The 14,121-nt window shown below is 51.9% G+C and carries 9 protein-coding genes; 8 read left to right on the plus strand and 1 reads right to left on the minus strand.

The features are described from left to right. Positions 1-2: 2 nt before the first annotated feature. The 8 genes from R70331_RS08700 to pulA all read left to right on the plus strand — a co-directional run bounded on the left by R70331_RS08700 (position 3) and on the right by pulA (position 12,009). A complete protein-coding gene (locus R70331_RS08700) occupies positions 3-713 on the plus strand; it encodes an ABC transporter ATP-binding protein (protein ID WP_042174616.1) in 711 nt (236 codons plus the stop codon). Continuing rightward, positions 706-2,322: a hypothetical protein gene (locus R70331_RS08705; protein WP_042174618.1), complete on the plus strand. Its 1,617-nt coding sequence runs from the start codon at positions 706-708 to the stop codon at positions 2,320-2,322. The genes R70331_RS08700 and R70331_RS08705 overlap by 8 nt, the downstream gene beginning before the upstream one ends. 132 nt (positions 2,323-2,454) lie before the next feature. Beyond that, positions 2,455-3,330 (plus strand): glucose PTS transporter transcription antiterminator GlcT, encoded by an 876-nt coding sequence (glcT, locus tag R70331_RS08710; RefSeq protein ID WP_042174620.1) that lies wholly within the window; start codon positions 2,455-2,457, stop codon positions 3,328-3,330. A 285-nt stretch (positions 3,331-3,615) separates the two neighbouring features. Continuing rightward, positions 3,616-5,679, plus strand: a complete 2,064-nt coding sequence (ptsG, locus tag R70331_RS08715; protein WP_042174622.1) for a glucose-specific PTS transporter subunit IIBC — start codon at positions 3,616-3,618, stop codon at positions 5,677-5,679. 109 nt (positions 5,680-5,788) lie between these two features. Then, on the plus strand, positions 5,789-6,064 hold the full coding sequence (locus tag R70331_RS08720; RefSeq protein ID WP_042174624.1) for an HPr family phosphocarrier protein: 276 nt from the start codon (positions 5,789-5,791) through the stop codon (positions 6,062-6,064). Then, positions 6,057-7,769 carry a phosphoenolpyruvate--protein phosphotransferase gene (ptsP, locus tag R70331_RS08725; RefSeq protein WP_042174627.1) on the plus strand — a complete coding sequence of 571 codons (1,713 nt, stop codon included), beginning with the start codon at positions 6,057-6,059 and terminating at the stop codon, positions 7,767-7,769. The genes R70331_RS08720 and ptsP overlap by 8 nt, the downstream gene beginning before the upstream one ends. A 169-nt stretch (positions 7,770-7,938) precedes the next feature. Then, the gene (locus R70331_RS08730; RefSeq protein WP_231576430.1) at positions 7,939-9,177 is read left to right on the plus strand and encodes an MFS transporter; all 1,239 of its coding nucleotides are present in this window, start codon (positions 7,939-7,941) and stop codon (positions 9,175-9,177) included. Between the two features lie 435 nt (positions 9,178-9,612). Next, on the plus strand, positions 9,613-12,009 hold the full coding sequence (pulA, locus tag R70331_RS08735; RefSeq protein ID WP_042174632.1) for a type I pullulanase: 2,397 nt from the start codon (positions 9,613-9,615) through the stop codon (positions 12,007-12,009). A gap of 90 nt (positions 12,010-12,099) precedes the next feature. On the opposite strand, the gene R70331_RS08740 is transcribed toward pulA, so the two are convergent. Continuing rightward, the gene (locus tag R70331_RS08740; RefSeq protein WP_197071408.1) at positions 12,100-13,698 is read right to left on the minus strand and encodes a sensor domain-containing diguanylate cyclase; all 1,599 of its coding nucleotides are present in this window, start codon (positions 13,696-13,698) and stop codon (positions 12,100-12,102) included. Between the last annotated feature and the right edge of the window lie 423 nt (positions 13,699-14,121).

Here is a 14,121-nt window from a genome sequence, read left to right on the forward strand (position 1 = left end):
GATTGGAGCTCGTACTGGACAACATCAGAAAAAATTATAATGATAAACAGGTACTGAAGGGCGTCGATTTTACTTTTGAAAAAGGGAAAATATACGGCCTGCTGGGCCGTAACGGAGCCGGCAAGACCTCGCTCTTCAATTGCCTGAGCGGGGAGACCCCAATGGACAGCGGAGGCGCGTTCCTGCGGCGTAATGAGATAAGCCTGCCGCTCAGCGAGAGTGAGATCGGCTATGTGTTCTCGCTGCCGATTCTGCCGGAGTTTCTGACCGGTTATGAGTTCGTGAAGTTCTATATGGACATCAACCGGGATAAGATCCAGACCGGGCGGACGATTGAGGATTATTTTAATATCATCTCCTTTGAGGAAGAAGACCGCCACCGGCTGATTAAAGGCTATTCCCACGGCATGAAGAACAAAATTCAGATGCTCTGCTTCATCATTACCAGGCCGCCGCTTATTCTGCTGGACGAGCCGTTAACCTCATTCGATGTCGTTGTGGCGCTTGAGATCAAGAAGCTGCTGCGGGAGATGAAGCAGGACCATATCATTATTTTTTCTACCCATATTCTGCAGCTTGCCGCGGATCTGTGCGATGAACTGGTTATTCTGAATAACGGTGTGCTGCAGGAGATTCCTGCTGACCTTCTGCGCAGCCCGGAATTCGAGGAGAAGGTTATTTCACTGCTGAGGGACGGCAACGGCCATGCTTAGGATGCTGAACACCATTATGGAAATCCGCGGCGTATCCGGAGCCAACCGGCTGATCTATTATTTCCGGGGCATCCCGGTACTGGGTAAGACGATGAAGGACAGTGTATATTCCAACTGGGCCCTTAAAAAGACCTTTACGGTCATTGCGCTCATCCTTAGGATTTTGTTCGCGTTCTCAACCCGGTTTGCCTACCTTGGGCTAATCATATATCTGCCGGTCTTAATGGCTGCAGGTGATCTTCCGCTGACGCAGCAATATGATCTGTATCTTCACATTCTGGTGCTGCTGAGCTTCGCAGTCAGTGCCGTATCCAACGCAATCATTCTCGAATCCAAGCGCGACAAATATATCTGTGTCAAGCTGATGCGCATGCCGGCTGATAAATATATGCACGCGACCTTAGGCCTTAAGGGAATAAGCTTTTTTATTTATTTTGTGCCGGCGATGATGGTGTTTGCAGGCGTGTTTGGGGCTCCGCTATGGCACGGTATCCTGCTGGCGCTGCTGCTGACACTCTGGCGTACAGCCGCCGAAGCGCTGCATCTGCTTGTCTTTGACCGTAAGGGAGTCGTAGTGGTCAAACAAAATGCGCTGGTCTGGTCAGTCATCGGTATCGGATATGCGCTTGCGTTCCTGCCGCTCTATACAGGCAGTGCATGGCTGGATATGGACAACGTACTGATCAGTCTGCCTGCGGTTCTGGCTGTGCTGCTGCCGGGTATAATTGCAGTTATCTATATAGCCAGGTACCCGCGATACCGTAATGCGGTCGATGCCGTAACCAAGATTGATGATCCGCTGCTTGATATGAGCCGGATGATGAAGGAAGCCAACCGGAAGCAGGTGGAGACCAAGGAGCAGGATATCTCCGCTGAGCAGCTGCGGCCCGGGCAGTTTACCGGGAAGAATGGCTATGCTTATCTGAATGCGATTTTCTTCAGCCGGCACAGGAGGCTGCTGGTTCAGCCAATCCAGCGGCGGCTTATGATCATTGCCGGATTATCTGCTGCAGGACTGCTGCTGCAGCTTACGGCGCCTGACCTGTTCGCGCAGCTGATCCGTTATCTGATTGGCGGGCTACCGGTGTTTGTCATTGTTATGAATTTTACCTCCATCGGGGAGCTGGTCTGCAAGGCGATGTTCTTTAACTGTGATCTCAGCCTGCTGCGTTACGGATTTTACCGCGAACGGGCGGCTATCTTAAGCAATTTCCGTATCCGTCTGCTGCGCCTTAGCGGTCTTAATCTGATCCCGGCTGCAGCGATCTGCCTGGCGTTGAATCTGCTGATATTCCTGTCCGGTGAAGGCTGGAGTGCAGCCGAGGCCCTTATCTTCAGCGGAACAGTGCTGGGACTGTCGCTGTTTTTCTCGGTGCATCACCTGTTCATGTATTATATTTTCCAGCCGTACAGCACTGAGCTGAATATGCGGAATCCGTTTTTCACCATCGTAAACAGCATTATTACGGGTGTAGCGGTGATTGCTCTGCAATTCAAGGGGGCTCCCGCGCAGTTTGCGCTGTTTGTCCTTCTGGCAGCTGCAGTATATACGCTCATCGCCCTGGTTCTGGTCTACCGGTATTCCCACAGAACCTTCCGGGTCAAATAAACCCGGCTGCACGCGCCCTTCTTTTAACCTCAAGTTGATGTTATGATGGTAGCTCTAGTATAATTACCATGCTGCTATGATAAACTGGCTGCTTTGAAGAAACAGGTATTCAGATTAAAAGAGGTGTCGGAATTGGGCAGCATAACTGTAGCCAAGGTGCTTAATAACAATGTCATTATTGCCCAGCATCCCCAATACGCCGAGGTAGTCGTAATCGGCAAAGGGATCGGGTATAACCGTAAAAGCCGTGACCAAATTACACTGTCCTCCGTTGAGAAGATGTTTATTCTGCGCAATCAGGAGGAGCAGGAACAATATAAGCAGCTCGTTCCGCAGGTGGATGAGAAGCTCATAGAAGTGGTTCAGGAAATCGTCCTGCATATTATGCAGAGCAGCAACCAGCCGCTTAATGAGCATATCCACATTGCCTTAACCGATCATATTTCCTTTGCCATCCGGCGCAGTGAGCAGAATATTGCCATTCATAACCCTTTTCTGTATGAGACAAAAGAGATCTATCCCGAGGAATACCGGCTTGCGGAATATGCGGTCAGACGGATTAATGAGACGATGGCAGTGACGCTGCCGCCTGATGAGATCGGTTTCGTAGCGCTGCATATTGTCAGTGCACTCAGCAACAGGCACATCTCTGAGGTCAGGGAGCATTCCCTGCTGATCGGGGATCTGGTAGCAATTGTTGAGGATAATCTGGACTACCGGATTCCCCGGGATTCTCTGGATTATTCGCGGCTTGTGACACATCTGCGCTTTGTGTTGGAACGGCTGCGGCGCGGAGAAACCGTACGGGAGACATCCTCGCTGGATGATCTGATGAAACGGGAATATCCGGAGATGTATTCACTGTCCTGGAAGCTGACCAAGATAATTGAGCAGAGGGTCCGCATTCCGGTGTATCCGGCCGAGGTCAGCTATCTGACGATTCATCTGCAGCGGCTTGCCCAGAAAAAAGAGGACGAGGCGGATATGGAGCAGGAGCAGGGGCTCTGATTCGGCAGTTTTATTTGTAGTGATGCATAAAACTCCGTCAATCCAAATTGTTGCTTGCTTTCTTTTATCATCGATGCTACAATGATCCCTGTTATGAAATACCAACAAAATACCAACGTGTAACTGATACGATCAGGCATGAGTGATTTGCAGTATTTTTGGTTGTAATCCCCTAACTCGGGGTAATCTAACTTTAGTGTTGGATTGACAACCAGTATGCTGTATTGCTCATGCCTTTTTTGGCGTTTTGTTTGGGGAAAATTATGATTAAGGAAGTGGCCCCTAATGTTTAAAAAGTTGTTCGGCGTATTACAGAGGGTCGGTAAAGCGCTTATGCTTCCGGTAGCGATTCTGCCTGCGGCGGGTCTCTTGCTCGGAATCGGCAACATGCTGGTCAATCCTGACTTCCTGCAATATGTTCCTGCGCTTGAAAATGATGTGGTTCAAGCGATTGCCAATGTATTGATGAACTCGGGACAAATAGTATTTAATAACCTGTCGTTGCTCTTTGCAGTCGGTGTAGCCATCGGGCTGGCCGGCGGGGAAGGGGTAGCAGGGCTTGCAGCTATCATCGGATTCCTGGTCATGAACGTGACAATGGGTACCGTGCTTGGCATCAACGAGTGGGTGCTCAGCAAACAGGACTTCGCTTATGCAAGTGTCCTGGGAATACCAACCCTGCAGACCGGGGTGTTCGGCGGTATACTTGTCGGGATACTGGCGGCATCCATGTATCAGCGGTTCTTCCGTATAGAACTGCCGTCCTATCTGGGATTCTTTGCCGGTAAGCGGTTTGTGCCGATCATGACGGCGGTGACCTCACTGATTCTCGGTCTCGCACTGACGATCATCTGGCCGCCGATCCAGCACGGGCTGAACTATGTATCACAGAGTATGATCAATACGAATCTTACACTTTCGGCCTTTATTTTCGGGACGATCGAGCGCTCTTTGATTCCCTTCGGCCTGCATCACATTTTCTACTCGCCGTTCTGGTACGAGTTCGGAAGCTACGTGGACAAGGCGGGCGACCTGATCCGCGGGGACCAGCGGATCTTCATGCAGCAGCTGCGCGACGGGGTGGAATTTACAGCCGGAACATTTACAACCGGTAAATATCCGTTTATGATGTTTGGATTGCCTGCGGCGGCGCTCGCGATCTATCATGAAGCACGGCCCGAGAACAAAAAGATTGTAGGAAGCCTTATGGTTTCCGCTGCGCTCACTTCGTTCCTGACAGGGATTACTGAGCCGCTGGAGTTCTCGTTCCTGTTTGTTGCACCGTTATTGTTCGCAGTACATGCAGTCTTCGCAGGTCTGTCCTTTATGACTATGCAAATTCTGAATGTTAAGATCGGGATGACCTTCTCCGGAGGCTTCATCGACTATGTTCTGTTCGGTATTATTCCGAACCGTACGGCCTGGTGGCTGGTTATTCCGGTAGGTCTGGTGATGGCCGCTATCTACTACTTCGGATTCCGCTTTGTAATCCGCAAGTTTAACCTGAAAACTCCGGGCCGCGAGGATGCATCGGACGATGCGGAGGATGCAGGTGAAGGTGCACAAGCTGTTTCGACAGCCGGTGACGATCTGCCGCGCAACATTCTGTCAGCCCTCGGCGGCAGAGAAAACATCACTCATCTGGACGCATGTATTACGCGTCTGCGGGTCGAGGTTAAAGATAAAGCGGGCGTAGATAAGAACCGCCTGAAGAAGCTTGGTGCTTCCGGGGTGCTCGAAGTCGGAAACAATGTTCAGGCGATCTTTGGTACACGTTCCGATACTATTAAGTCACAGATTCAGGATGTCATGAACGGCAGAACGCCTGCGGCTGCACCGGTTGCCCCGCAGCCTGAGCTTGAGAAGCAGGCAGGGGAGGACGGAGCTGCAATTGTCCCTGAAGATATCGTGTCACCGGTCAACGGTGAACTGCTTGATATCACGCAGGTGCCTGATGCGGTCTTCTCACAGAAGATGACTGGCGACGGCTTTGCCTTCCTGTCAACTGACGGAAAGATTGCCTCGCCGGTCTACGGTAAAGTGTTCAATGTATTCCCGAGCAAGCATGCCATCGGCATTATGTCCGACGGCGGCAAGGAAGTGCTTGTCCATATCGGGGTAAATACAGTGAAGCTGAAAGGGCAGGGCTTTACGGTTCTTGTTGAAGAAGGCGACCTGGTAGCAGCCGGACAGCCGATTATGGAAGTGGATCTGGAGTATGTCAAGGCGAACGCGCCTTCTGTCATTTCACCGGTCATCTTCTCCAATCTGCCAGAGGGCGCAGCTGTAACCCTAAAGAAACCGGGTAAGGTATCCATAGGCGACAAGGACATCATCACTATCCAGTAAAATGTGCAAAGGCGCAGCGCATCCATTATACTTTAGTGGAGGCGCTGCCCTCACATATATATGAGAAACACTCAACCATACCAAATAACAGAAAGCGAGTTGGATTATTATGCAAAAAACTTTCAAAATTGTTGACGAAGACGGAATTCACGCACGTCCAGCAACTGCACTGGTAAATACAGCTACTAAATTCAAAGGCACCGAAGCATTTGCAGAAGCTAAAGGCAAAAAAGTAACCCTGAAATCCATTCTGGGCGTATTGTCCCTGGGTCTGGAAGCAGGCGACACCTTGACCCTGATCACTGAAGGCGCAGAAGAGGCTGAAGCACTGAGCGCACTGCAGGATGTCATGATCAAAGAAGGGCTGGGAGAAATTAATGAGTAAAATTTCAGGAATCGCGGCTTCAGCAGGTATTGCCGTAGCCCGTGCATTTATCCTGGAACATCCGGATTATACTATTACCAAGACTGCAGTTAGCGACGTGGAAGCTGAGCTGGTTAAGTTGCAGGACGCCCTGGATAAGTCCAAGGGTGAGCTGCAGGCCATCAAGGAGCGCACGCTTGCTGAGCTGGGCGAGAAAAAAGCTGAGATTTTTGAATCCCACCTGCTGATTCTTGAAGATCCTGAGCTGATCAGCCCGGTAATGGATAAAATCCGTGAAGAAGCGGTTAATGCAGACTACGCTCTTAATGAAGTTGCGTCACAGTTTGTTTCGATGTTCGAGAATATGAAGAGCGCCTACCTGCAGGAACGTGCTGCCGATATGCGCGATGTAACAAAGCGCGTGCTGAATCACCTGCTGGGCATTCACTACATCAGCCCTGCTGAGATCAGTGAAGAGGTTATCGTTATTGCACAGGATCTGACGCCTTCGGATACTGCGCAGCTAAACCGTAACTTCGTTAAAGGCTTCACCACCAATATCGGCGGACGTACGTCACACTCGGCGATTATGGCCCGTTCCCTGGAAATCCCGGCGGTTGTCGGTACCAAAAATGTGCTGTCCCTGGTAAAAGCAGGCGATCTGGTCATCGTTGACGGTTTGAGCGGCGATGTGCTGATCAACCCTAGCGAGGCTGAGGTGGCTGAGTACAAAACGAAGCAGGAAGCTTACGATCTGCAAATTGCCGAGTGGAAAAAGCTCCGTGATGAAGCGACCGTATCTGCTGACGGCAAGCATGTCGAGCTGGCTGCTAACATTGGTACGCCAAATGACGTTACGGGTGTTATTGAGAACGGCGGCGAAGGCGTAGGCCTGTACCGTACTGAATTCCTTTATATGGGCCGCGACAAGCTGCCCTCCGAAGAAGTACAGTACAATGCGTACCGCACCGTGCTTGAGAACATGAAAGGCAAGCCGGTTGTTGTCCGTACGCTGGATATCGGCGGGGACAAGGAGCTTCCATACCTGGAGCTGCCTAAGGAAATGAATCCGTTCCTCGGCTTCCGTGCGATTCGTCTTTGTCTGGACCGTCAGGATATTTTCCGTACCCAGCTGCGAGCCCTGCTCAGAGCAAGTGCCCACGGCGACCTGCGGATCATGTTCCCGATGATCGCTACCCTTGGTGAATTCCGTGCAGCCCGTGACCTCCTGCTTGAGGAGAAAGCGAAGCTGCGTGAAGAAGGCAAGGAAGTGTCCGATAACATCCAGCTGGGTATTATGGTTGAGATTCCTTCAACGGCGGTGCTGGCTGACCAGTTCGCGAAGGAAGTTGATTTCTTCAGTATCGGAACAAATGACCTTATTCAATATACAATGGCTGCCGACCGGATGAATGAGCAGGTATCCTACCTGTATCAGCCATACAATCCGGCAATTCTGCGTCTGGTCAAAATTGTGATCGACGCGGCACACGCTGAAGGCAAATGGACAGGTATGTGCGGTGAAATGGCCGGTGACTCCACCGCGATTCCGCTTCTGCTCGGCCTGGGTCTTGATGAATTCAGCATGAGCGCCACTTCCATCCTGCCGGCACGCAGCCAGATTTCCAAGCTGTCTGCTGCAGAAATGAAGGAAATGGCTGCCAAAGCGCTGCAGCTCGGTACTGCCGAGGAAGTAGCTGCACTTGTGCAGAGCAGCGTGAAGTAATTCTTTTTAAGCTTAAGCAAGCTCCGTTTTGGCAAGTTCACTTTTCCAACTACTTTATGCCGGTCTCCTGACAAGGGGGCCGGTTTTTTTATTCCGCAAGCCCGGAACAGCAGAAGCCGGCCGCTTTTCTTATACTTAAGGCACATTTACGAGAAAAGGCGGATATAGTGTGCGAAAATTACAGGCTTCCGGGGTGTATCTTTTAATGATGTTCATGACGGCGTTTGCGGGCAGTACGATATTCACCACCTACAGTATTTACTATGTGACTGAGCTTGGGCTCCGGCCGCTTGAGCTGCTGCTGATTGGGACGGTGCTAGAAATCACTGTGCTGGTCTTTGAGGGGATTACCGGTGCCGTTGCTGATTTGTACAGCCGCAGACTGTCGGTCATTATCGGGTTGACAGTCATGGGCTGCGGTTTTCTGCTGGAAGGGAGCATTATCTGGTTTGCCGGCCAGGGATCTCCCGTACCGGCAGTGGTATGGGTTATGGCAGCCCAGCTGCTGTTCGGCCTCGGCTGGACCTTTGTCAGCGGTGCCGATACAGCCTGGATCATGGATGAGCTGGGGGAGGAGAAAGCGGGGACAATCTTCATGAAGGCGGAAAAAGCTTCCCTCGCCGCATCCCTGCTCGGCGCCGGAACAAGTGTAGGCTTATCGCTTGCAGGTCCGAATCTGCCCTATATCGCCGGAGGTGCAATATATCTGATTCTGGGGGCCAGCCTAGTCTTCCTGATGAAGGAAACAGGATTTGTGCGGCAGGAAAGGCCAGCCGGCTCTCCGCTCAAGGCGTGGGCGCGTACCTGGCGCAGCGGGGCCGGCATAATTGCCGGGAGCCCGCTGCTGCTTATGCTGGCTGTCGTCAGCCTGTTCGGCGGTGCGGCTTCTGAAGGGTATGACCGGCTATGGCAGATTCATTTAATAGAAGGAATCGGTTTTCCGGACAGCGCTCTCTCGATGGCAGTATGGTTCGGCATCATCAGTGTCCTTTCCACACTGCTGGCAATACCAGCTGTACATCTAGCTGAACGCAGAATAGATATGCAAAAGGAGAAGCTGCTCACCGCAGTCCTGCTGGCGTTAACAGTAGTCAGAATCGGGGCTATTCTTCTGCTTGCACTCGCCCCCGGCTTTTACACAGCCCTGGCGGCTGTGCTGCTGCTGGCAGTTGCAGGTGCTGTAAGCGGGCCGGTGCATAAGACCTGGCTCAATATGCGTCTAGAGAGCAGTACCCGGGCAACGGTGCTCTCCATGGTCAGCCAGGCTGATGCCCTTGGACAGACTGCCGGCGGTCCGGCAGTCGGATATATAGGCAGCCGGTTGTCTGTCCGCGCCTCCCTGCTGGCTGCTGCTCTGCTTCTGCTTCCGGTTGCCGGCTTATTCGGCAGACTGCTGCGCAAACGGTAGAATGGCTGGCTCGTCCAGATAAAAAAAGAAAACCCCGAAATCCCGTTCTGCCGGGTTCGGGGTTATTTAGCGTGGCCCTGGCTCATGCGGTTACAGCAATTGGCAGTGGCGCTCTGCCGGATTACACTCTATACTTCCGGTAAAGCAGCCGCTTTCTCATTTTCACTTAAAGGATTGACTGAAAATGTCGATATATGTAATGTAGAATGCAGAATAGGCTGCTGGACCCAAACCTGTGAACATAGTGTTACATATACTATTTTGAGCCAAGTTATTAGCTTGAACTCAGAGTACGGGCTTCCGCTACACACCGCTTGCAACTCAGTGCAAGTATGTTTTATGAATGATGTGTTAATAGATTTAATAACTGGAATGAAGCAAGGTGATCCGTTCACTGGTTGTAATCCATAGTGAGCAGCAGGATGGTGATATTGAATGAACAGTAACTATATGAATGCAGAGACCGTACTTGAAACCTATGAAGGCAATGATCTTGGCCTGACCTATACCGCAGCGCGCAGCCAGTTTAAGGTGTGGGCGCCGACAGCTTTTACCTTATCACTGGTCCTGTATGAGACTGGAGGGAGCGAAGCCGGGTCTTCGCTGATTTTCGGCAGGGACAGCGGACGGATTGTGCCGATGCAGCGCGGGGAAGGAGGCATCTGGCAGGTAGAGGTACCCGGGGATTTAAAGGGAATATTCTATATGTACCGCACGATTTTTGAGAACGGAACGATAAATGAAGCGGCAGATCCATATGCAACGGCTGTTTCGGCCAACGGTGTACGGTCAGCTGTTGTAGACCTGCGGGAGACTGATCCTGCAGGCTGGCAAGGTGACAAGGCGCCGCGGCTCGCGCATCCGGCTGATGCTGTTATCTATGAGCTGCATGTACGTGATTTCTCGGCGCACGAGAGCTCCGGAATGGTGCATAAGGGCAAGTTCAAGGCTTTTACCGAAACCGGTCTGAGGGATGCAGCCGGTAACGCGCTGGGCATAGATCATCTGGCTGAGCTGGGCATCACGCATGTGCATCTGCTGCCGGTATTTGATTATCAGACAGTTGATGAGCTGAACGGAGCCGGGGCCGGCCCGCGGCCGGATTATTACACAGAATACAACTGGGGCTATGACCCTCAGCATTATAATGTGCCGGAAGGCTCTTACAGCACCAATCCCTCAGAGCCTGGCACGCGCATCCGTGAGTTTAAGGAAATGGTGCAGGCGCTGCACAGCAGAGGGATAGCTGTAATAATGGATGTGGTCTATAACCACACCTATGCGTATGAAAAGGGTCCATTCGAACCGCTGGTGCCTGATTATTTCTACCGCCGGGACTATCTGGGCCGGTTATCGAACGGCTCCGGTGTCGGGAATGAGCTGGCGACGGAGCGGCCGATGGTCCGCAAATTCATCAAAGATTCGCTCGCTTACTGGGCTTCCGAATATCACATTGACGGCTTCCGCTTTGATCTGATGGGGCTGATGGACAGCGTGACAATCCGGGAGATTACCGAGGAATTACGGCTTAACATTAATCCGGAGCTGCTGATTTACGGGGAGCCCTGGACGGGCGGAGATTCGCCGCTGGCTGCGAAGACCCTCAAAGGCGTACAGCGCGGCAAAGGCTATGCGGTATTTAACGATAACTTCCGCTCAGCAATCAAGGGAGACAGCGACGGCTGGGGCAGAGGTTTCGTTACCGGTGAATATGGCAAGGAAGGAGCCGTGGCTGCGGGAATTAAGGGAGCAATCCATGATTTCACTGATTCTCCGGTAGAGACCGTCAATTATGTAACCGCACATGATAACCTCAATCTGTGGGATAAGATACTTGCCTCACAAGGGCTTAGGCAGGCGGCCAATCTGCCTGAGCTGGAGAACGGCAGGCTGTTGCGGGGCGGAGATCTGGAAGCGGCCGTTCAGGCGGCAGATCCGTATTTCGCCGTCTCTCCCGATAATATTCTGGGTAATGAAACGGTGCGCCGTTCCCTTCTGGCGAACGGCCTGATTCTGACCTCACAGGGCATACCGTTCATTCAGGCCGGTGATGAAATGCTGCGCAGCAAATACGGTGATCATAACAGCTACCGGAGCCCGGATGTTATCAATGCGGTGCGCTGGGGCCTGAAGCAGAGCTTTATGCCGGTCTTCCAATATTACAAAGGCCTGATTGAGCTTCGCCGGCAGCATCCCGCCTTCCGGTTGCACGGGCGTCAGGAAATTGAGCGTTCCCTGGAATTTCTCCGCTGTGACGGCGGTGTTGTGGCCTATATGCTGAAGGGTCATGCAGGCGGTGATGTCTGGAACAACATTATTGTTATCTTCAATGCCAACACAGAGAAGGTGGTGCAGCAGCTTCCGCATACCGCCGGAGGCTGGAACATTGTAGCCGATCATAGCTATGCCGGAACCGAAGCCTTCCGGATTTCCGGTGAGCAAGAGGTTGAGGTAGAAGGCTTGTCGATGATGGTGCTGTATGACAGCCATGGTGAGCCGGCGCCGCGGTCCAAAATTATTGAAGTCCATTATGACCGCCCTGACGGCGATTACCGCGGCTGGAACCTCTGGATCTGGGGTACAGGTATTCAGGACGGGCAATGCGATTTCAGATATATGGAGAACGGGCGGGCTGTAGCCGTTATTGAAGCTGAAATCGGTACTCAATCCGTCGGCTACATTCTGAGGCTGAATGACTGGGAAGAGAAGGCGACGGACGGGGACCGGTTTATTGACTGCTCAGGCAGCGGGCAGCGGATTAAAGTGCTGGTACGCGAACGCAAGCAGAATGGAGCGGGCCATGGTGATGATCCGCTGACACTGTCCTGTTAACAAATTTTGATATATAGCTGGTACTCAACCAAAAGGCGCCCCTGCCGTTTTACGGCTTCAGGGGCGCCTTTATGTATAAAGACTAGGCTGCTATTTGGTATTCCGGTCCGAAAACTCTTCGTCTGCCAGCTCGTTGTACAGGCTCGCCTCGTTCCCTCCGTGATTCTTGGAGCGGTACATCGCCAGGTCGGCTGCGCGGAGCAGCTCATTGATACTGGAGCCGTGCTGCGGATACAGGGCTACCCCGATACTGGCTGAAGTATGAAAGCTGGACCCGTTATTCACGGACCAGGTTTTGTTGAACAGCTGCAGCAGCCGCTGGAGGATCTCATCCAGCATTTCCGGGCTGGTGAACCGGTGCAGCACTACGGCGAATTCATCGCCGCCGATACGGAAGGCCTGGCCGGTACCCTTGACGGTCTGCTGCAGCTCACGGGACAGCAGCTGCAGAAACTCATCGCCAGCCAGGTGGCCCAGGGTATCGTTCAGCTGTTTGAACCGGTCGCAGTCAAGCAGCGCCAGTGCGATTTCCTGTCTGCGCTCCTCCGGCTGGGTAATCAGGTTCTCCATATACATTTTAAAATGCGCCCGGTTCGGGATTGCTGTCAGGTGATCATAGAAGGCCAGCCTATGCAGCCGCTCCTCATACTGCTTGCGCTGCGTAATCTCCCGGGAAACCAGCATGAATTGTACCGGAAGATCCTTCCTGCCGCTGATTGGCGATACCTTTGTTTCGAGCCATACCCAATGCCCTTCCGCAGAGCGCATACGCAGCTCGGAGATCCGCGAGGTACCCTGTACAGCGCTCTTCAGCTTCGCCCAGGAAATTTCTGCTTCACGGATATAGTTGGTAAGGGGGGAGCCCTTCTCCGGAATATAACCGAGTACGCCGGCATGTGAAGGGGAGGCATACAGAATCAGGCCGTTTGGATCGGTCAAAATAATAAAGTCCGACATCGTTTCGCCAATAAGCTGGTGCAGTGATTTTTCCTCCATCATCTCATTCTGCAGTGAAATTAGCCTGCGGCAGAGGTAGATGATGACCAGAATCAGCAGGAACAGGAACAGGGAGTATACGCCAAAAACAGCGCTTTTCTTCTCCCGGAATTCAAGGGTAATCTGCTGGGCGTAGTTGTCGATCAGACTCTCAGCCTCATCCAGACTGCTGCGTGTCTCTATCAGCTGGATATTAATAAGGGAAGGGGAATAATTGCCCGGATTCCAGTCGCTTTGAACCCGCCGGGCAATAAGGTCGCGGCCTGTTTCCTTCCAGGTTTCAAATGAGCTGTCAAAGCCGGCAAGCTTATCCCTCAGATCACTCAGCAGCAGCTCGCTCTGCTTCATACCGCTGTATGGATTGTCCAGATTGTTGATATTATAGCTGGCCATAGTCAGGCGCTGCTTGATCTCGGAGTTGTTATCTTCAAAGCTCTGGGCAAAAAGGCCAAGCTGTTCGCTTGTGATGTCGGAATTCATGGCTGCATGCAGGGAGACAGCACCCTGATACAGATCGCGGTCAGCGTTCAGGATCAGCTCTGAGTTCTGGTACACGTCGCTATAAAGGGAATCTGAAAGCCTGTTCATTGTGTTGTTTAAATAGAGCAGGGAAGCGGTGCTGATCAATACCAGAAGCACTGAGAAAGCGGCGAATACAATAATCAGTTTGCGTGTGTTTTTATTTTTGGACAAGACTGCCACTGTCATCCTCTCCCCGCATCAAACTTTAGAAAATTCATTGCTGTGTGCAAGAAACATGCGGTGCTGATCGCCTGCGGCTCTAAGCCGGACAGGGACTGGAGGAGGGGTCAAAAAGTTACAGGAAAGCTCAGCTTCTGTACGATTAACAATTCTTCTCAGCAGTCAGGGATTTCCCGTAATAGCAATAAAACGGGCAGGAGGGCTTCCGTCAGCGTATGTATCATGCTCGTATAAAGAAATTTTACTACAAACTTTAAAATTATGTATTGGACCCTACAGACTATTTGTATTCCAGCCCTTGAATCCTATTACCCAACTTTTATATAAACGATACTCCTCCCGGCATATAAAATAACTACACATAACAGAGCCTTTACAGGGATGCGGACTCAGGTGCTTTGATGGGACCGCTGA

This window comes from Paenibacillus sp. FSL R7-0331 (assembly GCF_000758645.1).
Classification (GTDB): domain Bacteria; phylum Bacillota; class Bacilli; order Paenibacillales; family Paenibacillaceae; genus Paenibacillus_AQ; species Paenibacillus_AQ camerounensis.

Coding starts and splice junctions, on each gene's coding strand:
- R70331_RS08705 (WP_042174618.1), top strand. CDS start 706: ATGCTTAGGATGCTGAACACCATTATGGAAATCCGCGGCGTATCCGGA.
- ptsP (WP_042174627.1), top strand. CDS start 6,057: ATGAGTAAAATTTCAGGAATCGCGGCTTCAGCAGGTATTGCCGTAGCC.
- ptsG (WP_042174622.1), top strand. CDS start 3,616: ATGTTTAAAAAGTTGTTCGGCGTATTACAGAGGGTCGGTAAAGCGCTT.
- R70331_RS08720 (WP_042174624.1), top strand. CDS start 5,789: ATGCAAAAAACTTTCAAAATTGTTGACGAAGACGGAATTCACGCACGT.
- pulA (WP_042174632.1), top strand. CDS start 9,613: ATGAACAGTAACTATATGAATGCAGAGACCGTACTTGAAACCTATGAA.